25 protein-coding genes are annotated in these 23345 nt (G+C 42.6%); 22 read left to right on the forward strand and 3 right to left on the reverse strand.

The window, feature by feature from the left end:
- Window positions 1–37: 37 nt before the first annotated feature.
- The 22 genes from J1C77_RS03735 to J1C77_RS03840 all read left to right on the forward strand — a co-directional run bounded on the left by J1C77_RS03735 (window position 38) and on the right by J1C77_RS03840 (window position 21406).
- Entirely contained in the window at window positions 38–1144 is a 1107-nt protein-coding gene (locus tag J1C77_RS03735) for a DUF805 domain-containing protein (protein WP_002921865.1), read from the forward strand.
- Window positions 1145–1401: 257 nt separating this feature from the next.
- Window positions 1402–2448: a DNA polymerase III subunit delta gene (holA, locus tag J1C77_RS03740; protein ID WP_002921857.1), complete on the forward strand. Its 1047-nt coding sequence runs from the start codon at window positions 1402–1404 to the stop codon at window positions 2446–2448.
- A gap of 62 nt (window positions 2449–2510) precedes the next feature.
- Entirely contained in the window at window positions 2511–3116 is a 606-nt protein-coding gene (gene sodA, locus J1C77_RS03745) for a superoxide dismutase SodA (RefSeq protein WP_002896081.1), read from the forward strand.
- 135 nt (window positions 3117–3251) lie between these two features.
- The gene (locus J1C77_RS03750) at window positions 3252–4331 is read left to right on the forward strand and encodes a serine hydrolase (RefSeq protein ID WP_002934461.1); all 1080 of its coding nucleotides are present in this window, start codon (window positions 3252–3254) and stop codon (window positions 4329–4331) included.
- A 210-nt stretch (window positions 4332–4541) separates the two neighbouring features.
- Window positions 4542–4682: a hypothetical protein gene (locus J1C77_RS03755; RefSeq protein WP_002897970.1), complete on the forward strand. Its 141-nt coding sequence runs from the start codon at window positions 4542–4544 to the stop codon at window positions 4680–4682.
- A gap of 265 nt (window positions 4683–4947) precedes the next feature.
- On the forward strand, window positions 4948–5448 hold the full coding sequence (locus J1C77_RS03760) for an ABC transporter ATP-binding protein/permease (RefSeq protein ID WP_002921856.1): 501 nt from the start codon (window positions 4948–4950) through the stop codon (window positions 5446–5448).
- A 15-nt stretch (window positions 5449–5463) separates the two neighbouring features.
- Window positions 5464–6528, forward strand: coding sequence for an ATP-binding cassette domain-containing protein (locus J1C77_RS03765; protein WP_002921855.1), 1065 nt, complete (start codon window positions 5464–5466; stop codon window positions 6526–6528).
- A 14-nt stretch (window positions 6529–6542) separates the two neighbouring features.
- Complete coding sequence (locus tag J1C77_RS03770; protein ID WP_002921854.1) at window positions 6543–7028, forward strand: hypothetical protein; 486 nt, start codon at window positions 6543–6545, stop codon at window positions 7026–7028.
- A 172-nt stretch (window positions 7029–7200) separates the two neighbouring features.
- Complete coding sequence (locus J1C77_RS03775) at window positions 7201–9000, forward strand: serine hydrolase domain-containing protein (RefSeq protein ID WP_002915643.1); 1800 nt, start codon at window positions 7201–7203, stop codon at window positions 8998–9000.
- Window positions 9001–9030: 30 nt separating this feature from the next.
- Complete coding sequence (locus J1C77_RS03780) at window positions 9031–9855, forward strand: CPBP family intramembrane glutamic endopeptidase (RefSeq protein WP_002921852.1); 825 nt, start codon at window positions 9031–9033, stop codon at window positions 9853–9855.
- A gap of 128 nt (window positions 9856–9983) precedes the next feature.
- On the forward strand, window positions 9984–10892 hold the full coding sequence (locus tag J1C77_RS03785; protein WP_002921851.1) for a CPBP family intramembrane glutamic endopeptidase: 909 nt from the start codon (window positions 9984–9986) through the stop codon (window positions 10890–10892).
- 202 nt (window positions 10893–11094) lie between these two features.
- A complete protein-coding gene (locus J1C77_RS03790; protein ID WP_002897962.1) occupies window positions 11095–11382 on the forward strand; it encodes an autorepressor SdpR family transcription factor in 288 nt (95 codons plus the stop codon).
- Window positions 11360–11869 (forward strand): hypothetical protein, encoded by a 510-nt coding sequence (locus J1C77_RS03795; RefSeq protein ID WP_002915640.1) that lies wholly within the window; start codon window positions 11360–11362, stop codon window positions 11867–11869. Before J1C77_RS03790 ends, J1C77_RS03795 begins: the two co-directional genes overlap by 23 nt.
- A gap of 494 nt (window positions 11870–12363) precedes the next feature.
- The gene (locus J1C77_RS03800) at window positions 12364–13152 is read left to right on the forward strand and encodes a YhfC family glutamic-type intramembrane protease (RefSeq protein WP_042762946.1); all 789 of its coding nucleotides are present in this window, start codon (window positions 12364–12366) and stop codon (window positions 13150–13152) included.
- On the forward strand, window positions 13130–13411 hold the full coding sequence (locus tag J1C77_RS03805; RefSeq protein ID WP_002900829.1) for an autorepressor SdpR family transcription factor: 282 nt from the start codon (window positions 13130–13132) through the stop codon (window positions 13409–13411). Before J1C77_RS03800 ends, J1C77_RS03805 begins: the two co-directional genes overlap by 23 nt.
- Window positions 13398–13895, forward strand: a complete 498-nt coding sequence (locus J1C77_RS03810) for a DUF1648 domain-containing protein (RefSeq protein ID WP_002921849.1) — start codon at window positions 13398–13400, stop codon at window positions 13893–13895. The genes J1C77_RS03805 and J1C77_RS03810 overlap by 14 nt, the downstream gene beginning before the upstream one ends.
- 47 nt (window positions 13896–13942) lie before the next feature.
- Entirely contained in the window at window positions 13943–14629 is a 687-nt protein-coding gene (locus J1C77_RS03815) for a Crp/Fnr family transcriptional regulator (RefSeq protein ID WP_002921848.1), read from the forward strand.
- A gap of 291 nt (window positions 14630–14920) precedes the next feature.
- A complete protein-coding gene (gene arcA / locus J1C77_RS03820; protein WP_002921838.1) occupies window positions 14921–16150 on the forward strand; it encodes an arginine deiminase in 1230 nt (409 codons plus the stop codon).
- A 49-nt stretch (window positions 16151–16199) separates the two neighbouring features.
- Entirely contained in the window at window positions 16200–17216 is a 1017-nt protein-coding gene (gene argF, locus J1C77_RS03825; protein ID WP_002897953.1) for an ornithine carbamoyltransferase, read from the forward strand.
- 166 nt (window positions 17217–17382) lie between these two features.
- Window positions 17383–18330: a carbamate kinase gene (gene arcC, locus J1C77_RS03830; RefSeq protein ID WP_002921836.1), complete on the forward strand. Its 948-nt coding sequence runs from the start codon at window positions 17383–17385 to the stop codon at window positions 18328–18330.
- Window positions 18331–18535: 205 nt separating this feature from the next.
- Entirely contained in the window at window positions 18536–20047 is a 1512-nt protein-coding gene (locus J1C77_RS03835; RefSeq protein WP_002921834.1) for a YfcC family protein, read from the forward strand.
- A gap of 21 nt (window positions 20048–20068) precedes the next feature.
- Window positions 20069–21406, forward strand: a complete 1338-nt coding sequence (locus J1C77_RS03840; protein WP_002921833.1) for a dipeptidase — start codon at window positions 20069–20071, stop codon at window positions 21404–21406.
- A gap of 138 nt (window positions 21407–21544) precedes the next feature.
- On the opposite strand, the gene J1C77_RS03845 is transcribed toward J1C77_RS03840, so the two are convergent.
- Genes J1C77_RS03845 through J1C77_RS03855 form a run of 3 tightly spaced genes read right to left on the reverse strand, consistent with a single transcriptional unit; the run spans window position 21545 to window position 23249 of the window.
- The gene (locus J1C77_RS03845) at window positions 21545–22015 is read right to left on the reverse strand and encodes an arginine repressor (RefSeq protein ID WP_002896068.1); all 471 of its coding nucleotides are present in this window, start codon (window positions 22013–22015) and stop codon (window positions 21545–21547) included.
- A 16-nt stretch (window positions 22016–22031) separates the two neighbouring features.
- Window positions 22032–23060, reverse strand: coding sequence for a tRNA preQ1(34) S-adenosylmethionine ribosyltransferase-isomerase QueA (gene queA, locus J1C77_RS03850; protein WP_002919395.1), 1029 nt, complete (start codon window positions 23058–23060; stop codon window positions 22032–22034).
- A 9-nt stretch (window positions 23061–23069) separates the two neighbouring features.
- A complete protein-coding gene (locus J1C77_RS03855; RefSeq protein ID WP_002897949.1) occupies window positions 23070–23249 on the reverse strand; it encodes a hypothetical protein in 180 nt (59 codons plus the stop codon).
- Between the last annotated feature and the right edge of the window lie 96 nt (window positions 23250–23345).

Consider the following 23345-nt stretch of genomic DNA (forward strand, 5'->3'; position numbering starts at 1 on the left):
AGATAATGGGTATAAAAAAATTATAGAGGAGAATTTTATGTTTGCTGCATATAAAAAATTCTGGACACACTATGCTGATTTTTCAGGCCGTTCAAGTCGGTCAGACTATTGGTGGGCGTTTTTGTGTAACATGATTATCATCGTACCATTGTTTATCATTATTTGGGTTTCTGCATTAGGAAGTATTTTTTCTGTAGCTCAGGACGCAGCTTATGGATATGAACCAGATCCATCAGCATTCTTGGCTGGGGCAGGATTTGCTGTTATTTTTTGGTTTATCCTACTGATTTATTATTTAGCTATCTTAGTTCCTAGTATGGCAATTATAGTTCGCCGTCTGCGGGATGCTGGTTATCATTGGGCTTTCCTATTTTTGGCTATTGGTCCGTCCATTGCGATCCTTATTCCTGTTCTAAATATTATTGCAGGTCTTGTAGCTCTTCCATGTTTTATTGCTTTGATTGTTTTGCTTTGTCAAGGATCTAAGCCTGAAATGGTTGGAAATTCATACGGTCAGCAATATGGTCAGCAAAACTTCCAAGGACAACAGTTTGGCCAACAGTCACAGCAAGGTGGTTTCCAAGGACAACAGTTTGGTCAACAGCCACAACAACCAGTTCAAAATCAACAGTTTGGCCAGCAGTCACAGCAAGGTGGTTTCCAAGGTCAGCCATTTGGTCAACAGCCTCAGCAAGGTGGTTTCCAAGGTCAGCCATTTGGTCAACAACCACAGCAACCTGTCCAAAACCAACCATTTGGTCAACAACCGCAACAACCAGTTCAAAATCAACAGTTTGGCCAACAGCCGCAACAAGGTGGTTTCCAAGGACAACAGTTTGCTCAACAGCCACAGCAACCTGTCCAAAATCAACCATTTGGTCAACAACCACAACAAGGTGGTTTCCAAGATCAGCAGTTTGGTCAACAGCCACAACAACCTGTTTCTGAACAAAGTCAGGCAGTGGAGCAAGTAGAACCTGTTCAAAATCCATTTACTGCTGAAACACCTGAGCAGTCAACACCTCAGGATTTTGGAACTCAAGCACCTGTTGAGGATAATCCTTTTGTTTCACCAATTCAAGAGGAGCAACCTTCTACACCAGTTGAAAACAGTGTAGAGGATGCAACTGAAAACCAAGAATAAACAAAGAAAGAGTTGGAAGTTTTCCAGCTCTTTTTGCTCTGTCGCTCGCAGAAAAGTTTTAACAGAACGAGGCATTGATTGCTTTTCATAACAAAGAAAAATAAAGCCAATGACAGTTCATATTTATATAGCAGATATACTCAAAAATTAGATTTTTCTATCTAACTTTTGGGGTGCGGTTCACTTTCGGCCTCTTTTTTGTTACAATCAATACATGAAAAAAATTGACAAGAAATATAAAGCAAGGGAGACTTTCGGTGTTAGCTATTGAGGAAATTAAAAAAATCACGCCAAGCAATCTTCCTGCTTTGACCATTTTGACTGGGGATGACTTGGGGCAGTTTGAGTTGTTGAAGGAGCAGTTTCTCCGCCAGATTCAGTTTCAACCGGGCGATTTGAACACTGCTATTTTCGATATGAAAGAAGCAAACTATCAGGATGTGGAGTTGGACTTGGTCAGTCTGCCTTTTTTTACGGATGAAAAAATAGTGATTTTGGATCATTTTGCTGATTTGACAACAGCCAAGAAGCGCTATCTGACTGATGAAGAACTCAAATCTTTCGAAAATTATCTGGAAAATCCAGCGGACACGACTCGTCTGGTTATCTTTGCAGAAGGCAAATTGGATAGCAAGCGCCGTCTGGTCAAGCTGCTGAAACGGGATGGGAGAATTTTTGAGGCTGCAGAACTCAAGGAAGCAGATCTAAGGGCTTATTTCAGCAAGGAAGCGCAGGCAGAAGGATTACAATTTGCTCCGGCAGCTTTCGATCAGTTGCTGCTGAAATCAGGTTTTCAGTTCAGTGAAATCAGTAAAAATTTAGCCTTTCTGAAAGGATATAAAGAGTCTGGTCAGATTGGTTTAGAAGACATTGCCGAGGCCATTCCCAAGACTCTTCAGGACAATATTTTTGACCTGACCCAGCTTATTTTGCAGCAGAAGATTGATGAGGCCAGAAGCTTGGTCCGAGATTTGACTCTTCAAGGTGAGGATGAAATCAAGCTTATTGCCATTATGCTGGGGCAGTTTCGTATCTTTACGCAGGTTAAGGTTTTAGCGGAAAATGGCAGAGCTGAGAGTCAGATTGTGTCTGATTTGTCCGACTATCTAGGCCGCAAGGTCAATCCTTATCAAGTCAAGTTTGCCTTAAAGGATGCTCGCTCACTGAGTTTAGCCTTTCTTAAAAAGACTATGGCCTGTTTGATTGAAACAGATTACCAAATTAAATCGGGGCTGTATGATAAAGATTACCTGTTTGATTTGGCTCTGCTCAAGATTGCGACGGGTGAGCTACAAGCAAAATAGTTGAAAAATTCTAATGATTGCGTTATCATTTTTATAATCATATAGAAAAAGAGGTCTATCAAATGGCAATTATCTTACCTGATCTTCCTTACGCTTACGATGCTTTGGAGCCTTACATTGATGAAGAAACAATGCACTTGCATCATGACAAGCACCACAATACCTATGTAACGAATGTTAATGCTGCGCTTGAAAAACATCCTGAAATCGGTGAGGATTTGGAAAAATTATTGGCCGATGTGGAGTCTATTCCAGCTGATATTCGCCAGGCTGTCATCAACAACGGTGGTGGTCATCTTAACCACGCTCTTTTCTGGGAATTGATGACACCAGCGGAAACATCACCATCTGCAGAATTGGCAGCAGATATTGAAGCTACTTTTGGATCATTTGAAGACTTTAAAGCGGCTTTCACTGCAGCGGCTACAACTCGTTTTGGTTCTGGCTGGGCTTGGTTGGTTGTCAATAAAGAGGGCAAGTTGGAAGTGACCTCAACAGCAAATCAGGATACTCCTATTTCAGAAGGTAAAACTCCAATCTTGGGACTGGATGTTTGGGAACATGCTTACTATGTGAAATACCGCAATCTTCGTCCGAACTACATCCAAGCTTTCTTCTCAGTTATTAACTGGAAAAAGGTTGACGAACTTTACGCTGCTGCTAAATAAACAGGCAGTTTCAATAGATAAAAAGGCGAATCGATTAATGATTTGCCTTTTTTGATGCTTAAAATGCCTTTTTTCTGGGTTTCACTTGTTATTTTCCTCATAATTTTTTATAATACAAATGCTAGGAGAAATGTTTTGAGTAAAAAAATTGTAACGATTATCGTAGCTGTCCTTTCTTGTCTTTGTCTGCTGGGCTTCATCTTCCTTTTTATAACCCAACGAAATAAGGCTATTGAAAAGAAAGCACAAGAGGCTGCCCAACTTGCAAAGTCTGGCGAGCAAGAACAGGAAGAAGAGAAAGTCAAGCCTGATTCCAAACTAGTTGAAGAAAAGCCCAAGCCTGTTGAGAAAAGTCCAGAGGAGAAGCAGAAGGTCATGGAGGCGGACGGCCCGACTATGGATGCTTTGGGGCTGCGATTTGACTATGCAAATTTGGATTTGACTCAGGTCATTCAGGCTTATATGACTGAAATGGGAATTGAACCCTCCCAGGTTGCATTTTCATATAAGGATTTGACGACTGGCAAGACCTTTGCAATGAATGATACCCAGCCTATGACTGCGGGATCGACCTACAAGCTCCCTCTCAATATGCTGGTAGTAGATGAGGTTGCTGCCGGCAAACTTTCTATGGACGAGCGGTTTGATATTACCAATACAAACTATGAATATAGGGGCGAGCATGATAACTATGTTGGTGCTTTCAACGGTGCTATGAGAATATCAGACATGCAGGAATATTCCTTGGTTTATTCTGAAAATACTCCAGCCTACGCTTTAGCAGAGCGTCTAGGCGGCATGGAAAAGGCCTATGATATGTTTAGTCGCTACGGTCAGTCCAAGGCTGATATTAAGACGATCAGCCGGGAGAATAATAAGACCACGACGGACTACTATATTCAGGTCCTTGAGTATTTGTCTAAAAATCAGGAAAAGTACAAGGATATCCTTTATTATATAGGCGAATCCTTCCCAGGTGAATACTATAAGCGCTATCTGCGTGACATTACCATCTATCAAAAGCCTGGATATGTTCGTGAGGCGCTCAATGTGGATGCATTAGTTATGGAAGAGAAGCCCTATATTATAGCTCTCTATACGGCTTATTTAGGTGGTAGCACCGAGGCCAGTGATGAGATCAGTGGTGTCGGAATTGAGCAAGTTGGTCAGTTAGCCTACGTCATCAATGAATGGCATCGGGTTAATATGAACTAAGAGCAATCTAGTCTAGACAGGCTAGATTTTTTGATAGCTATTTAGAAAAAAACCAAAATACCTCTTGCTTTTTTGAAAGAGAAGTGTTACAATCTATTTAGAAGATGTTCTAATTACTTCATTCTGCTCTGTTTAATTAGTCACTGAGCAATTTTTTATAAAAGCTATTTAGAAAAAATTCTAAATTTCTCTACTCAAAAAGGAGGAAAAATGAAGAAAGCAAGAAACTCAATCCTACTAACCGTAGTAGGTCTAGTGACGGGTCTATCCATTTGGCTGGCTGTTTTTTCCTGGGTGCTCTATAAAAATAAGGACGACCTGCAAAAAATATCCAATCAAAAACATTTTTAAATACAAAATAGGCAATCTAGTTTTTCTAGACTAGATTTTTTAATCCAGAGTATTTAGAAACAAATCGAAATACCTAAGAAGGATTAGATTGCTTCGTTTCGTACTCTTTATTTAGAAAATTTTCTAAATAGATAGATAAAGGAGAAAAGATGAAAAGAGGATTACTTTTATTGCTTATAGGCTTGCTCACGGTTTTATCCGTCTGCTGGGCAATCCCGTCTTGGATCGTTTTCAAAAGTAGACGAAAATTGGAAGGAAAAATTAAATGTTGAAAGAAATTTTACGGAAATACCGCGCTTCTTATCTGGGTGCGACTATCTTTAGCATTGGAGCAACGATTTTTATCACTTTGTTTTCTTTGCAGCTAGGAGTTGTTGTGGACAGTGCGCAGAAGGCTCATTCTAACTTGCTTGGACAATTCTTTATCTGCCTTTTTTGCACTTGTGCTTGGTCTCTTTGCAGCTTGCTGGCTATTTGGTTCAAGAACAATCATAATAAGCAAGTCTTGGAAGAAGTCAAAACGAGGCTTTTCCATTCTTTTTATGACAAGAATTTGCATGACAAGGCTTCCGAGCAGGAAAATAGCTATCTCAACACAACGACCAAGAATATGGATATTTACCAAGAGAATTACTTGACCCCGCGCTGTGATATTGTGGCTGCCTTTTCTTCAGTTTTTATCAGTACACTGGCTATTTTTTGGATTGAATGGCGCATGGCTCTGGGCTTTATTCTCATTTCTTTTTTGACCATGGCTGCGTCATAAATTCCAGGGATATTGATGCGCAAGGCGACAGCGAATTTCACTCAGAAAAGCAATTACTTTTTGAAGCAAGTCACCAATTTTTTGGAAGGCTTTGAGCAAATCAAACTTTTGCAAATCCAAAAAAGGGTGGTTGAGCACCTGTCTAGCAGCAACAGCGACTTTGAGCAAGCCAGAAAAAGCTATAATGCGGCTAAGGAGGTCGCTGTGACTCTGATGATGTTCTTTAGCTTTCTGTCTCAGATATTTTGTATGTCTCTGGGGATTTGGTTTGTCAGCCAAGGGTCTCTGACCATTGGGGCTTTGATTGCCAGTGTTCAGCTTTTGAACTTTGTCTTCACTCCTTTGCAGCTTTTTATCAATAACAAAAATCTCATGAGCACGGTCAAGGATATTGAGAATGATTTTGATGCTAAGTTGGCTAAGAAAGAAGCGGAGCCCGCTCAAAATCTGACCGAAACGATTGATCGGATTGATTTTGAACATCTCGGTCTGGAGTTGGGCGACAAGGCTCTCTTTCAGGATTTTTCTTATCAGTTTGCCAAGGACAAGCACTATGCTATTATCGGCGAGTCTGGTCGGGGCAAGTCAACCTTGATGAAGCTCTTGCTCAATTATTTTGATAGCAAGGACTACGCTGGTCAAATCATGGTCAATGGTCAAGCGGTCAGCCAGCTAGCAAGCGACAGTCTCTATCAGAAAATCGCCTTTATCCAAAAGAATGACTTTTTTATCGAGGGAAGTGTGGCGGACAATATCGCGCTATACAGAAATATAAATGCACCTGACCAAACTTTCTTGTACCAAAGTCTGCATTTTAATGAGGCTTTCTTGAGCAAGAAGCTGGATTTGGAGCGGCAGGAAGTTTCCTATGGTGAAAAGCAGCGGATTGATTTGGCGCGTTTCTTGGTTAAGGATTATGATGTGCTGATTTTTGATGAGCCGACCAGTAATCTTGACCCGAGCTTGGCGGCGGAAGTCATGGACTATATCTTGTCCATCAAGGACCGCATTGTTATCGTTATTACTCATAATCAAGGCAGGGCACTCTTAGACCGCTTTGATGACTGTCTGGAATTATAAAAGGAGGAAAGAAAATGAAATTAAAATGGAAAGAATTAGTGGCAAGCCTAATCGTTATTTGGCTACCGCTTATCTACGCTTTGTCAATCTATGCAGGCCTACCTCAGCTAATCAGAGGGCATTTGCCCTATAGCGGTCTAGGCATGCCCAAGCAAGTCTTTATCTGGTTTCTGCCAGTTCTCTTGAGTGTAATTCAACTGATTGTTTGCTACACGACGACTATTAAAGAGATTATCGACAAGCAATTTGTCCATTTCCTTTACTGGCTGGTTCCCTTTATCAATGCCGTAGTTTATATCAGCGTTCTTCTTTATGGGCTCAATCCGGCTTTTCCGGTATTTAAGGTCAATGGGATTATGTCTGCAATCATCCTTAATGCTGTCAGCTACTTCCTCACGAGAAAAATAGTGGCAGACCAAGAGCCGGCTCCACGCGTTTTAGCTTATATCTTCGGAGGAGTTAGCTCAATCCTGTTTCTGGTCAGTCTCTTCCTCTTTTAAAATAGCAATCTGATAGGAAAGGAGAAAATCATGTTTCATATTTTTACTTTTGTTAAAATGCTTTTATTCTTTATCTTTGGCTGGATCTGGCTCCTTCTCGGTCTACTCAGTTTGCTCTTTCTTTTTCCTTTTTAAGTGAAGGAAATATAGAAAATAATGATTGGAGATCATCATGAAATCATCATTTTTGAAAAGCACTGTGGCGCTGGTAACGTGTGGCTTGCTAGCTTTTGGAGCAGCCCACGCTTACGCCGACCAGCAAAAATTGCCGTCAGGCACGTCTTACGACCAAATCGGTCAGAAGATTGAAAATTACTACCAAGAACACGAAAAAACCAGCGCAGGACTGGCAACAACGGTCTTTGACAAAGACGGCAATACTCTCTATCAAAAGAACTTCGGCTATACGGACAAGGAAAAGAAGCTAGCGGTGGATGACAAGTCGGTCTTCGAGTGGGGTTCAACCACCAAAATCACCGTCTGGGTCAGCGTCATGCAGCTTTGGGAGGAGGGCAAGATTGACCTGAAAACGGACATCAGGGAGTATCTGCCCCAAAATCTCCTAAAAAATCTCAAATACGACAAGCCCATTACCATGCTGGACCTCATGAACCACCAAGCGGGCTTTGAAGATTACCCTTTGTATATAGGCTCCGACAAGGATTTAGGAGCATTGATGAAAAAAACTCCGTCTCAGATTTATGAGCCGGGGACGGTGACATCCTATTCAAACTATGGAACAGCGCTGGCGGGCTATATCGTGGAGCGCATTAGCGGGCAATCCTTTGCCGACTATGTCCACGAGCATATTTTCCAGCCCTTGGGTATGAAACACACCGCACTCAAACCTGATTTATCAGATAATGTATTTGTACAAAAACAGCGGGAGAAGGAGAAAACTTATGATACAAATGGAGACTTACTAAAAGGCGACCAACCCTTTGTTCTTGGAGAATATCCAGCGGGGCGGGCAACAGGAACATTTGCCGACATCAAGAAATTTGCCCAAGCCCTCCTGCAAAAGGAGAAGCTCTTTAAAAGGGCAGAGACTTGGGAGAATTTTTACAGCGCTAGCCATACTTATCCGGGTACAGATATTCCCGTCAATGCTCACGGACTTTGGGTGACGGAGTTTGAAAACACCAGAACTTTTGGGCACGGGGGAAACTCACCAGGCTTTACGACCAGCCTCTTGCTTGATTTGAAGTCAGGGATTGGCTCAGTCGTTACAGTCAATCAAAGAAATGAGTTTCATTTCGCTCTTAGCATGCCTGACCTCATTTACGGTAAGAAAAAAGAAGCCTCAAAGGCAGCTCAAAAGGACTTTCAAGCTGGTTTTTACCGCGAAGCGCGTATTTATAGTGGAGGTCCCCTATCTATATTTAGGGTTTTCAAGTCGACTAGCTATCTAACTAACCCTTCTGAAAATGCGGCTATCAAAGACTATTTTGGTTTTTGGACGGCAGGAGAAAGAGGAGGGCACTATATTCTGAACCTGCCTATTTCAGATAGGACAAAGCTGCCCTTGTTGGATGTTATCAAAGATTATGGTAGTTTATTACTCGCTGGGCTTGCCGCACTGTATGTCGCCCTTTGCTATCTCAGCGGTATTTTGGCAAAATTGTATCGTTTGCTCACTAGGAAAAACAAGGGAACAGGTTCGGTTGTCTGGTCTAGTTGGCATTATCTGACTGGCTTCCTTATTCTTTGGGCTTTTCGTAATTTGTTCTCATTTTTCTCAATTATTCTCGCGAAAAATTCTTTCGATCTCGCTGGTTTGACGGGGCATTTCCAACTGTTTGCCTTGCTTGCTGTGGTCTTGCTGATTAGTGCTTTTCTTCCCTATCTGCCCTTCTTCAAAGCGAGGTTGAAGCAAGGGAATAAGTACCTCACGCTAGCAACTAGCTCCGTCGCTTTTATCATCGCTTTTAATATTTTCTATTGGTCGCTATACCAATGGTGGACTTTATAATTTTACAAATGACAGAAAGGAGCATTTTATATGCAAAACACAATTTCAACTTCAACCATTAAAAGGTTTCTAGCATGGGCGTTTGGGCTCGCTTGGCCAGGTATGCTAGTCATAGCTTACTTTTATTCGATCAATCAGAAACTTGTCGGTAACATTTTATCCGCAAGTGTGGTAATGTTCGCCCCTATGGTGGCTGCTTTTTTGGCTAAAGCTCCTGTAAAGTCTATCGGCTGGAAATTGAAGCTCGCCAGTAAATGGCGCGATTACCTAGCCTGCTGGTTAGCCATTTGTAGCATTATACTTGGCGGCGCACTTGTCTATTTTGCTGTCTTTCCGCAGCATTTGGCTTTTGCCCTGAACCCACAAGTCGCCCTTCAAATTTTAATGATTCTTACGGTCTTAACTCTAGCCATCAGTCTTTCTGGCTTGGGCGAGGAAGTTGGCTGGCGGGGTATTCTCTATCCTTATTTGAAAGAGCGCTACGGACGGACTAAGGGACGCATCATTGGTGGTCTCATCTGGGCTATTTGGCATTTTCCTGTCAATATGATTGGAGCAGGGACGCTGGGTGAGCGTTTCTTAAATTTAATTCCCTATTATATCATGGCTATTTCTTTTGGGATTATCCTTGATATTTACTATGTACGTAGCAAAACCATTTGGCTGCCAGCCTTTGGACATGGGGTCATTGATGCCGTTGCCATGATAACTACCGTTTTCACTGTTAGTGGGGTAGAAACGTTTAAATTCCTTGGTCCTGGTCCAACTGGACTTTTTAGCGCTCTCATTGCTCTTGTCATTGCCGTTTGGCTGACCAAGCGCGAAGAGAGAGAAAGTCAGCAGGGGATTTCTTAATCTTTTTTAGGTAATTTTTCTACCACTTACTAGCGCAATCTAACCACTTACCAAAGAGAGCTTGATTTGGTGTACTTCTTTTGTTAGGATAAGGGTGTAGGGGAAAATACACCTTAAGGAGGTCACACATGACACATACTTATCAAAAGACAGCCCATCGCTCTAGTCTGGAAATCTTGCAAGAAGAAGCAGGGGCAAAAAATTGGTGGCTGAGCCTGCCGCTGGCTTTTCTTGCGATTGCTGCGGGAAGCCTCATCAGCGGAGCTTTGTCCCAATGGCTCTTGCTGCCGAGCATGACGGACGCCAATCGCTTACTGATAGGCATCGTTTCTTTATCCGTCTTTTTAGGTAGCAGTTTACTCATCATTCTCTTCGTCGCTAAATTTTGGGAGCGGCGCAGCCTTGCCAGTTTTGGACTTTGGAAGGAAAAATTAGGGTTCAATCTGCTGCTTGGTACAGCACTGGGTTTCTTCTTAGTCCTTCTGGCTGTGGGCTTCAATCTGCTCGGCGGACAGCTCCACATTCAAGTCGAAAAGCAGTTCAATCTAGGAATTTGGCTCTTTTTCCTGGTCAATTTCTTCTTTCAGGCGCTGGCTGAAGAGATGATTTACCGCGGCTTTGTCATGAACAAACTCCGCACCAAGCTGGACTTGCTACCGGCTGTCCTGCTCAACTCCCTGCTCTTTGCGGTTATCCACATTTTTAAAGGTGGAACGCCCGTCCTTTATATCCTCAATGTCTTTCTGACCGGGATTTTCCTTTCCCTCCTTTTTGCACTGACGGACAATCTCTGGCTGGTCATAGCGCTGCATGCGGCTAATAACATGATTTATCTAGGTGTCTTTGGAGTGATTGGGACGGGCAACAATCTCCAGCACGGTAGTTTCTTACAGACGACTTTGACCAGTCAAGCCAACAGTTTCTTAGCAGGAACGCCAAGCGAACCTCTATCAGGCGGGCTGATAACAGTCATCGTTATGGCGCTGGCTGCTCTTCTCACCGCCTATCTAGCCAAGAAAAAGCAAGTGTTTAGCTAAGCCCTCCTTGTCTTTTATCCTCAAAAACAGTATAATGGAGAAAAGAATTTGAAAGTTCTCTAAATAGTTTTAGGAGGATTGCTGGCAGAAAATCTTGTCCGTTTGAGTAGCGCCTTGCTTACATTTGTAGGAGCCATGACTTATCTAGAGCTAGTTGCTTTGTTTGTCCTTAGCTAGAAATCAATTTTAAGAGGTATCAAAATTGGGAATTAGTGAAACCATGAAAGCCCTAGCTGATCCAGTTCGGCGGGAAATATTAGAAATATTAAAAAAAGGTCCTAAGTCGGCTGGTGAAATCGCTCAAGTCTTCGATTTGACGGGAGCGACGGTATCCTACCATTTGTCCCAGTTGAAAAAAGCGGGGCTCATCTATGAAGAACGGCAGAAAAATTACATTTACTACCATTTAGATGCCACGGTTTTTGAGGAAATTTTGGTCTGGATTGCCGCGCTAGGAGGGAAAAATAATGAAAACGAAACTGAGAAATAACCTTAGGGAATTGCTGCTGACTTTCTTGGTTATTTGGCTGCCACTTGCTTATGCCTTATGGATTTATCCTAGTTTGCCAGAGAATATTAGGATCAATTTCGTGTCGCTGATTAGCCCGACATTTGAGTATGCACCCAAATTTCTCTTTATCTGGGGTCTGCCAATCTTTATGACTTTGATACAGCTGATTGTTTATGGGGCAACGGCTTACCGAGAAATCACCAAGCCCGCTTTTGCCCGCTTCGTCCTTTGGATTGTTCCTTTGACCCATATTGCTGTCTATCTTTCCATTCTGTTCTATGCTCTTGATTCCCACTTCAACATTAATAAAATTGCAGCGATTTTTTCGGGGGTAATGTTTCTAATTTCTGGAAATTATATGCCTAAGAAAATGGTGGTGGAAGAAAAACCAGCGCCGCGTTGGCTAGCCTACCTCTTTATCCTGGTCGGATTGACAGCCGTACTAGTGGGACTCTTTCTTTTGTAAATTAAGTGAAAACAAAGTGCACAGATTGTGCGCTTTTGTTTAGTCTCATTCTGACTCTTTGTCAACTGTAGTGGGTTGATGAGAAGTTATAATCTGGAGAGGACTAAATCAGTCCTCTCCTTTTTGATGTTCAAAGCGATGATTTCTTTATGAGTTCCAGCATCTAGAACATCCAAGATTATGATGTTAGGGTCTTTTATTCCCAGTAAGTTTGTGATAAAATTGAACTGTTCCATAAGAGTCTTTCTAATGATGGTTTTGTCGCTTTTCATTATAGGTCTTATGGGACTTTTTTTCTACAACAAATAGGCTCCATCATTCCTACAGTGGTTTTACCCACTACAGAAATTATAGAGCCGTTTTTTATTGCAGTAGAGCTTGATGATTTTTAGATTGAAGTTATTTAGAAAAAACTCGAAATAGATTTGACAGAAAGAAAGGAAAGATGTATAATCTATTTAGAAAAAAACCAAAACAGTTTAGGAGAAAAAACGATGATTTCCATTCATATCTTGATTGCTATGCTGCTGATTTTAGGGACAGTCCTTGTTCCTTTGGTTTATTTTAAAAAGACCAAGCACATTTCTCTATTAGTCTTTCTTTTAGGGGGAGTCGGTTTTTATTTATCGAGTCAAGTTCTGGAAAATATTTTGCATCGTATCGTTTTACAGCCTCAGGCTGATGGAACTATCGCTTTGCAGACGGAAAAACCTTGGCTATACGTTCTTTATGCTATTGCTGCGGCAGCTATTTTTGAAGAAACAGCCCGCTGGGTCATCTTTTACTGGTTGCAAAAGAAGCGCCCACTGACCTTTAGGGATGGTGTGGCCTATGGCTTGGGGCATGGTGCTATTGAGGCTCTGTTTGTTGGTATTGTCAGTCTCTTAAACTTTTGGGTTATAGCTCAAGTAGTGACTCAGGGGAATGCTCAGACGCTGGCTCAAATTCCTCAAGCAGTTATTGACAATGTCCGTTCCATGAGTGCTGGCAGCATCTATCTTTTGACTCTTGAGCGGATCTTGGCTATTCTCATCCAAATTTTACTGACTTTCTGGGTTTGGAAGGCGGTCAAGGAGAAAGCTCCCGTGTATTTTTTAGCCGCTCTGGGACTTCACGCACTGATTGACTTAGCGCCTGCTCTGGCTCAGGTAGGCGTTCTTCCGCCGCTTGCAGTTGAAGCTTTGCTCTTGGTAGAAGTAGTGGCACTAGTCTTTCTGACCAAGAAAATTTTGAAAGTTTACCTGAAGGAAAGGTTCAATCATGGGCATCAGTCAAACGCTTAAAGCCCTAGCTGACCCAGTTCGAAGGGGGATTCTGGAAATGCTCAAGCATGGTCCGAAGTCTGCTGGGGAGATTGCTCAAGCTTTTGAGCTGACTCCTGCGACGGTATCCTACCACCTCTCTCAGCTAAAGAAAGCCGGTCTGCTCATAGAAGAAAAGCAGAAGAACTTTATTTATTACAGCTTAGATGTCACTGTTTTTGAAGAAATTCTTGCCTGGTTTCAATCTCTTGGAGGAGGAAACGAAAATGAAAAAAAATAGTTTACAAGAATTAGGTTGGGCGCTTGGCGTCATGCTCTTGCCAGTTTTATATGCCGTATGGGTCTATCAAACATTACCAGAAAACTTGGCTATTCACTTTGACTTATCTGGAAAAGGAAATGCTTTTTTACCTAAGTTTTTAGTAGTTTCGGCTTTTCCAATTGTCATGATGCTGCTAGAAGTTATGATCTATTGGACAACCATTGCCAAAGATATCTTGAATAGAACCTTTAAGCACCTTATTCGCTGGATATTTCCTTTTACCTTTATTTCGCTATATCTAGCTACTATTTATCGGGGCTTAAATGAGAGTTTTGATGTGCGTAAAATAGCAACTATGCTAGTTGCTTTGGTTTTCATAATTGTAGGCAATTACTTGCCCAAAAAAGTACAAGCTGACAGAGATTCCATGAATAGAAAATGGGCACACCTCTTTGTTTTGTTAGGATTTATTACTTTTATAGTCAGCATTTTCTATTTGTAAGCGGATTTATGCTATAATGGTATCAAGTATCAAATAAAAGGGTTATCATGATTACCAAGGAGCATTATCAATATATCCGGCAGCACCCTGCCTTTGTCAATCTGCCAGTGGAGCTTTTCGATAAATTAGCAGTGGAGATTCAGTATCGCAAGATTCCAAAAGGGCAAATTATCTTTTTTGCAGGAGACCGACGAGAGCGCCTTTTTCTCTTGTCTCAAGGCTATGTTCGGATTGAGCAGTATGATTCGACAGACACATTTTCTTATATGGATTATGTCAAGAAAAACAGTGTTTTCCCCTATGGAGGTATGTTTTTTGATGAACGCTACCATTATACAGCCAGCGCTGTCACCAATGTCGAATATTTCTCCATTCCTATCGATTTGTTTGAAGATTATTCAAAGAAGAGTGTGGACCAGCTGTTGTTCATTACCAAGCGCTTATCGCAAATCTTGGAATTTCAGGAATTGAGATTGCGCAATGTCGTAGCGGCCAGTGCCAGTGAGCGTGTTATCCAGTCTCTATCACTGCTCTGCATGGATTTGTGCAAGGAGGGAGACGGCCTGCCCTTTCCTATCAGTATGAAAGAGTTGGCAAAGCTAGGAGCCACGACCCGGGAAACGGTCAATCAAGTTCTGAAAAAGCTCTTGGATGAAGGTCGAATTGAATACGAGCATAAAAAATTAACCTTTAAGGATAAAGAATATTTCATGAAATATCTTGCTGGAAGCTAATCTATTTTGATTGGCTTCTTTTTTTGGACAGATAAGTTCAAAATATTCTAATATTAACCATTTACTGATTTTCTTTGAAAAAATAAATATTCACAAAAGTAATATAACCCATAAAATACCCAAAGAAAACGCTTTAAAAAAGAATATTATAAACATAGCTACGAAAAAAAGCAAAGAATTTAGCATTTTCAATGTAGGCTTTTTCTTGAAAGCGGTAACATTAAATGCTAGAATAGTACATGTAAACGGGCTTAGGAAAACCTAAACCGCAAAGAAAAAGGAGGATAGTAGATGTCTACACATCCAATTCATGTTTTCTCAGAAATTGGAAAACTGAAAAAAGTTATGTTGCACCGTCCTGGCAAGGAGTTAGAAAACTTGCAGCCGGACTACTTAGAACGTCTTCTTTTTGACGATATTCCTTTCTTGGAAGATGCACAAAAAGAACATGACAACTTTGCTCAAGCGCTTCGCAATGAGGGAGTTGAGGTGCTCTATCTTGAGCAGCTGGCTGCTGAGTCACTGACTTCTTCAGAAATCCGCGAGCAATTCATTGAAGAATATCTGGAAGAAGCAAATATTCGCGGCCGTGAAACTAAGAAGGCTATTCGCGAACTGCTCCGTGGTATCAAAGATAACCGAGAGTTGGTTGAAAAAACAATGGCAGGGGTTCAAAAAGTTGAGTTACCAGAAATTCCTGAAGAAGCAAAAGGCTTGACGGACTTGGTGGAATCTGATTATCCATTTGCTATTGATCCGATGCCAAACCTTTACTTCACACGTGACCCATTTGCTACGATTGGTAATGCAGTATCGCTTAACCACATGTATGCGGATACTCGTAATCGTGAAACTCTCTACGGTAAATACATCTTCAAATATCACCCAGTATACGGTGGAAATGTTGAACTTGTATATAACCGTGAAGAAGATACACGTATCGAAGGTGGGGATGAACTGGTTCTTTCAAAAGATGTGCTGGCGGTTGGTATTTCACAACGTACAGACGCAGCTTCTATCGAAAAACTCTTGGTCAATATCTTCAAGAAAAATGTAGGCTTCAAGAAAGTTTTGGCTTTTGAATTTGCCAACAACCGTAAGTTCATGCACTTAGACACTGTCTTCACTATGGTTGACTATGACAAGTTCACGATTCACCCAGAAATCGAAGGAGATCTTCGCGTTTACTCTGTGACTTATGTTGATGACAAACTTAAGATTGTTGAAGAAAAAGGTGATTTGGCAGAAATCTTAGCTGAAAACCTTGGTGTGGAAAAAGTTCATCTGATTCGCTGTGGCGGTGGCAATATCGTAGCTGCTGCGCGTGAGCAATGGAATGACGGTTCTAACACCTTGACTATTGCACCTGGTGTGGTAGTGGTGTATGATCGTAATACCGTTACTAACAAGATTTTGGAAGAATACGGCTTGCGTTTGATCAAGATCCGCGGAAGTGAATTGGTTCGCGGTCGTGGTGGACCACGCTGTATGTCTATGCCATTTGAACGTGAAGAAATTTAAGCATACAAGTGCTAACAATACATAAAGAAAAGAAAGAGGAAATAATAGAATGACACATTCAGTATTCCAAGGACGTAGCTTCTTAGCAGAAAAAGACTTTAGCCGTGCTGAGTTAGAATACCTTATCGGTCTTTCAGCTCACTTGAAAGATTTGAAAAAACGCAATATTCAACACCACTATCTTGCTGGCAAGAATATCGCTCTCTTGTTTGAAAAAACATCTACTCGTACTCGTGCAGCTTTTACAACAGCAGCCATTGACCTAGGGGCACATCCAGAATACCTTGGTGCTAACGATATCCAGCTTGGTAAGAAAGAATCTACAGAAGATACTGCGAAAGTTTTGGGCCGTATGTTTGACGGGATTGAATTCCGCGGCTTCAGCCAACGTATGGTAGAAGAATTGGCAGAATTCTCAGGTGTTCCAGTATGGAATGGTCTGACTGACGAATGGCACCCAACTCAAATGTTGGCTGACTACTTGACTGTTCAAGAAAACTTTGGCCGTCTGGAAGGCTTGACATTGGTATACTGTGGTGATGGACGTAACAACGTTGCCAACAGCTTGCTGGTGACAGGAGCTATCCTTGGCGTAAACGTTCACATCTTCTCACCAAAAGAACTCTTCCCAGAAAAAGAAATCGTTGAATTGGCAGAAGGCTTTGCGAAAGAAAGCGGCGCACATATCCTCATCACTGAAGATGCTGACGAAGCAGTTAAAGGTGCTGATGTTCTTTACACAGACGTTTGGGTATCTATGGGTGAAGAAGACAAGTTTGCAGAACGCGTTGCCCTCCTCAAACCTTACCAAGTAAACATGGATTTGGTGAAGAAGGCTGATAATGAAAACTTGATTTTCTTGCACTGCTTACCAGCATTCCACGATACAAATACTGTTTACGGTAAAGATGTCGCTGAAAAATTCGGTGTAGAGGAAATGGAAGTAACAGACGAAGTCTTCCGCAGCAAATATGCTCGTCATTTTGACCAAGCAGAAAACCGTATGCACACAATCAAAGCGGTTATGGCTGCAACTCTTGGAAACCTCTACATTCCAAAAGTATAATCTTACCTAAGAAACCGTCTACCAACAGCTATGAGGGCTGCGACTAATAGCTTTAGTCCGGCCCTCTTTTATATGATAAGGAAAGCTCATTTTCTTATTGAAAATTAAAAAATCTACTAAAATAAATTGGAAGCGCATTCATTAGAGCGCAATTAAGGAGAATTTAATGGGAAATCGTAAAATCGTTGTAGCCTTGGGAGGAAACGCCATCCTTTCATCTGACCCATCAGCGAAAGCACAGCAGGAAGCCTTGGTGGAAACTGCTAAACATTTGGTAAAATTGATAAAAAACGGGGATGATCTTATCATTACCCATGGAAATGGTCCACAGGTAGGGAATTTGCTGCTGCAACAGTTGGCAGCGAACTCTGAGAAGAATCCTGCTTTCCCACTAGACTCTCTTGTGGCTATGACAGAAGGCAGTATCGGCTTCTGGCTGCAGAATGCTTTGCAAAATGCTCTCTTGGATGAAGGTATTGAAAAGAATGTCGCTTCTGTTGTGACGCAAGTAGTGGTGGATAAGAACGATCCAGCCTTTGTCAACCTCAGCAAGCCAATCGGACCTTTCTATTCAGAAGAAGAAGCAAAAGCGGAAGCTGAAAAGAGCGGAGCGACTTTCAAAGAGGATGCCGGCCGTGGTTGGCGTAAGGTCGTTGCTTCACCAAAACCAGTAGACATCAAGGAAATTGAAACGATTCGTACGCTTTTGAATCAAGGTCAAGTAGTAGTGGCTGCGGGTGGCGGCGGAATTCCTGTCGTCAAAGAAGACAATGGCCATCTTACTGGTGTTGAAGCTGTTATTGACAAGGACTTTGCTTCTCAGCGCTTGGCGGAGTTGGTTGGCGCAGACCTCTTCATTGTCTTGACTGGTGTGGACTATGTCTTTGTTAACTACAACAAACCAGACCAAGCAAAACTAGAGCATGTGAATGTTGCTCAATTGGAAGAATACATCAAGCAAGAACAATTTGCACCAGGCAGCATGCTTCCAAAAGTAGAAGCAGCTATCGCCTTTGTCAATGGCCGTCCAGAAGGTAAAGCAGTTATCACATCTCTGGAAAATCTTGGTGCTCTGATTGAGTCTGAGAGCGGTACGATTATTGAAAAAGACTAGACATAGAACTGATTGAAAAGCGATAGCAAGTAATCTCTATTGCTGATGGAAGTCTTTTCCTGAAAATCTTTGATTATTTTCAAAAATACTGGCTTTTTCAATGTTAATATGGTAAAATAAAAACAAAGTAAGCGTTTTCTTGTTTACTCATACAGGGAAATGTAGGTTCGTAACCTCGTTAAAAAATTTTTAGGAGGGAATACAAATGAGTGAAAAAACAAAAAAAGGGTTTAAGATGCCTTCATCTTACACCGTATTGTTGATAATCATTGCCATTATGGCAGTGCTGACTTGGATTATCCCGGCAGGGGCTTTTGTAAAAGGTGTTTATCAGCCTCAGCCACAAAATCCACAAGGGATTTGGGATGTCCTGATGGCACCGATTCGTGCAATGCTGGGTACGCATCCAGAGGAAGGATCCTTAATCAAGGAAACTACTGCTGCGATAGATGTTGCCTTCTTCATCCTCATGGTTGGTGGTTTCCTTGGTGTTGTCAATGAAACTGGCGCTTTGGATGTGGGAATTGCCTCTATCGTTAAGAAGTACAAGGGTCGCGAAAAGATGCTGATTGTTGTCTTGATGCCTCTCTTTGCCCTCGGTGGTACTACCTATGGTATGGGTGAGGAAACCATGGCCTTCTATCCGCTTTTGGTGCCAGTGATGATGGCGGTTGGTTTTGACAGTCTGACTGGGGTGGCCATTATCCTGCTTGGTTCGCAAATCGGATGTTTGGCTTCTACGCTAAATCCATTTGCAACGGGTATTGCTTCAGCTACTGCTGGTGTTGGTACCGGTGAAGGGATTGCTCTCCGTCTCATCTTCTTGTTTGTCATGACAGCTCTCAGCACTTGGTTTGTTTACCGCTATGCAGATAAGATTCAAAAAGATCCGACCAAGTCATTGGTTTACAGTACTCGCGAAGAAGATTTGAAACACTTTAATGTTGAAACTTCTTCATCTGTTGAGTCAACTCTGAGCAAAAAACAAAGAACAGTTCTATTCCTGTTCATCATGACATTTGTCCTTATGGTATTGAGTTTCATTCCTTGGACAGATCTCGGTATTACTATCTTTAAGGACATCAATGCCTGGCTGACAGGTCTTCCAGTACTCGGTAAGATTATTGGTTCATCTACTTCTGCACTAGGTACTTGGTACTTCCCAGAAGGAGCTATGCTCTTTGCCTTCATGGGAATCTTGATTGGCGTTGTTTACGGTCTCAAGGAAGATAAGATTATCTCTGCCTTTATGAACGGTGCAGCTGACCTGCTTAGCGTAGCCCTAATCGTAGCAATCGCTCGTGGTATTCAAGTTATCATGAATGACGGTATGATTACAGACACTATTCTCAACTGGGGTAAACAAGGACTCAGCGGTCTATCATCACAAGTATTTATCGTCTTGACTTACATTTTCTACCTGCCGATGTCCTTCCTTATCCCATCATCATCAGGTCTGGCCAGTGCGACTATGGGAATCATGGCTCCTTTGGGAGAATTTGTCAATGTCAAGGCTAGCTTGATCATTACAGCTTATCAGTCTGCTTCAGGTGTGCTGAACCTGGTTGCTCCAACTTCTGGTATCGTTATGGGAGCTTTGGCGCTCGGACGTATCAATATCGGCACTTGGTGGAAATTTATCGGCAAGCTGATTGTAGCGATTATTGCTATCAGTATTGGTCTCTTACTCCTAGGAACTTTCCTACCGTTCCTATAAGCTAGAAGCTGAGGTGATTCCATGAAAAATTTTATAACAGAAGAAGTTAAAGAAGATTTTCTTGAATCTTTGAAAACAATCGTTTCTTATCCTTCAGTACTGAAGGAAGGTCAAAATGGAACACCTTTTGGACAAGCTATCCAAGATGTCCTAGAAAAAACTTTAGAAATCTGTCGGGAGCTAGGTTTTACAACTTACCTTGACCCTAAAGGTTATTACGGATATGCAGAAATCGGTCATGGAGCTCAGCTTCTGGCCGTTCTCTGTCATTTGGATGTTGTTCCATCGGGTGATGAGTCGGACTGGCAGACGCCTCCCTTTGAAGCCACTATCAAGAATGGCTGGATTTTTGGTCGTGGGGTGCAGGATGACAAGGGACCTTCTATGGCTGCTCTTTATGCTGTAAAGGCATTGCTAGACAGCGGAGTGGAATTTAAAAAGCGGGTTCGCTTTATCTTTGGTACAGATGAGGAGACGCTTTGGCGCTGTATAGGCAGGTATAACCAACTAGAAGAGCAGGCTACACTTGGCTTTGCGCCAGACTCTTCCTTCCCTTTGACCTATGCTGAGAAGGGGCTTCTGCAGCTCAAGCTGGAAGGGCCGGGCTCTGATACTATAGAGCTCGAAGCTGGTCAAGCTTTTAATGTCGTTCCTGCCAAGGCTTCCTATTCGGGCAGCCTACTGGAATCGGTCGTCACTGGACTGGAAGATTTAGGCTATGAATATGAGCGAACGTCAGAAGAAGTGACGGTTATCGGCTTGCCCAAGCACGCCAAGGATGCCGCCCAAGGAGTCAATGCCATTATTCGCCTAGCCAAGGTCTTGCAGCCCTTGGATTCTCATCCAGCTCTTGCCTTTCTGGCTCAGGCGGTTGGTGAAGATGCGACAGGCAGCCATCTCTTCGGGCCTGTGTCTGATGAACCGACAGGCTTTCTTTCCTTTAATGTTGCCGGTCTGACGTTAACCTCTGACCGCTCTGAGATTCGGATTGACATGCGAATTCCGGTCTTGGCAGACAAGGACAAGTTGGTTGAAAAGCTGGCAGAAATAGCCAGTCAATACGGGCTGACCTATCAGGAGTTTGATTACTTGGCTCCGCTATACGTACCTTTGGACAGCGAGTTGGTCAGCACTCTGATGGCAATTTATCAGGAAAAAACAGGAGACGACAGTCCAGCTATGTCTTCGGGTGGAGCGACCTTTGCTCGTACTATGCCTAACTGTGTTGCTTTCGGCGCTCTCTTTCCGGGAGCTGATCAGACAGAGCATCAGGTCAATGAACGATTGCGCTTAGATGATCTGTATCGGGCAATGGATATTTACGCGGAAGCCGTTTATCGTTTGGCTACAACACCTTAAATGCTGACTTTTTGAAAAAACTTTAAAATCTTATCGGTCTTGCTCTACTCTAGTCAAGTATGGCTTTCTGATTTGCTAATGGGTTTCATTGAGGAAAAATGGTAAATAGAAAAAGCTGAGGCAATGTTGTCTCAGCTTTTATTTACTAAAGAAGAATGGTGGGGTGAATTCTTTGAGCTTCTCAAAGCAGTCAAGGGCCCCTTGATCATCCTCGCAGATAATCAGACAGACGTCATCACCACAGACAGTAGCAACAATCTGCGGCAGCTCTAAGGCGTCTAAGATTGCACCGAAAGACTGGGCCAACCCAGGCAGGGTTTTCATGACGACTTGATTTTGAACTGGTCGCAGCATGACTAAAGCATCCTCCATATAGAAACGGAGGCGTTTTTCCCAACGGGATGGTGCAATGCTGTTGATGATATAGTAGGAAGTATCGTTTTCACTAACCTTGACCAGATTGAGTGCTTTCATATCTCGTGAAAGAGTGGACTGGGTTACAATGACGCCGTTGGCTTCCAGATGCTCCTGGAGTTCTTGCTGGGTATGGATTTTCTTTTCCATGATTAAGGAGCGGATGAGACGATGTCTGCTTTCAATTTTATTCATAAATTTTCACCTATAGTTATTTGATAAACATGGCATCACCAAAGCTGAAGAAGCGATAGCGCTCAGCAATGGCATGCTCATAAGCTTCAAGTGTTAAGGAACGTCCGGCAAAGGCAGAGACTAACATGACCAGAGTTGACTTGGGCAGGTGGAAGTTGGTTGAAAAAGCATCAACGACCTTCCAATCGTATCCCGGCTTGATAAAAATATTGGTCCAGCCAGAGTCAGCCTGAATCTGACCCTGAAATTTACTGCCAATTGTCTCCAAGGTGCGGATAGATGTCGTTCCGACTGCAATGACACGTCCGCCATTAGCCTTAACCTGACGAAGTGTCTGGGCAGCTTCCTCGGACAGACTGTAAAACTCGGAGTGCATCTCGTGATCATCTAAACTGTCCACTGAAACCGGTCGGAAAGTTCCCAGTCCGACATGAAGGGTGAGATAGACCAGCTTGACTCCCTTGGCTGCAATCTGCTCCAGCAGCTCTTCTGTGAAATGAAGTCCAGCAGTTGGCGCAGCAGCAGAGCCGTTTTCTTTAGCATAGACAGTCTGGTAGCGTTCGCGGTCTGCCAGTTTTTCGTGGATATAAGGCGGAAGCGGCATTTCTCCCAAACTTTCCAAGACTTCTAGGAAAATCCCTTCGTAGGCAAAGCGCACAATTCGGCCGCCATGGTCAAGCTCCTCTACCACAGTAGCAGTTAAGCGTCCATCACCAAAGGAAATCTGAGCACCTACTCTGAGGCGCTTGGCTGGCTTGGCTAGCACTTCCCAGTCATCTCCTTGAGTATTTTTCAGCAGCAGCAGCTCGACATGGCCCCCTGTCTCAGGCTTGATACCATAAAGGCGGGCAGGCAGGACACGCGTATTATTCATCACTAGGGCATCGCCGGGCTGGAGCTGATCAATAATCTGGTCAAAGTGCTGGTCGGAGAAGGCTCCCGTTTCTTTATCAACCACTAGCAAGCGGGAAGCATCCCTTTTCTCTAAAGGCGTCTGTGCAATCAGCTCTTCGGGCAAGTCAAAATCAAAATCAGCGGTATTCATCGTATCTCCTTATATTGTTTTCATCAGCCAGAGTAGATAGGCAGCGAGTAGGAAGGGACTAGCTGTAAGCAAGCCGCCCAAAATCAAACTTACAATCTGCCAGCCTGGTTGTTTTTTCATGAGGAAACTCAAGCTGCAGAGTAAGACTCCGACTAAAAATAAAATCAATAAAACAATCAGTAAAAACATGTTTCTATTATAACACGATTTGCTGCAAAAGGAAGCGAGCATGACTAAAAAGTATGTCTATTTTGCATACTTTTTCTTGACAAAAATTGGTCTATA

This window comes from Streptococcus sanguinis, assembly GCF_050223295.1.
Taxonomy (GTDB): domain Bacteria; phylum Bacillota; class Bacilli; order Lactobacillales; family Streptococcaceae; genus Streptococcus; species Streptococcus sanguinis_X.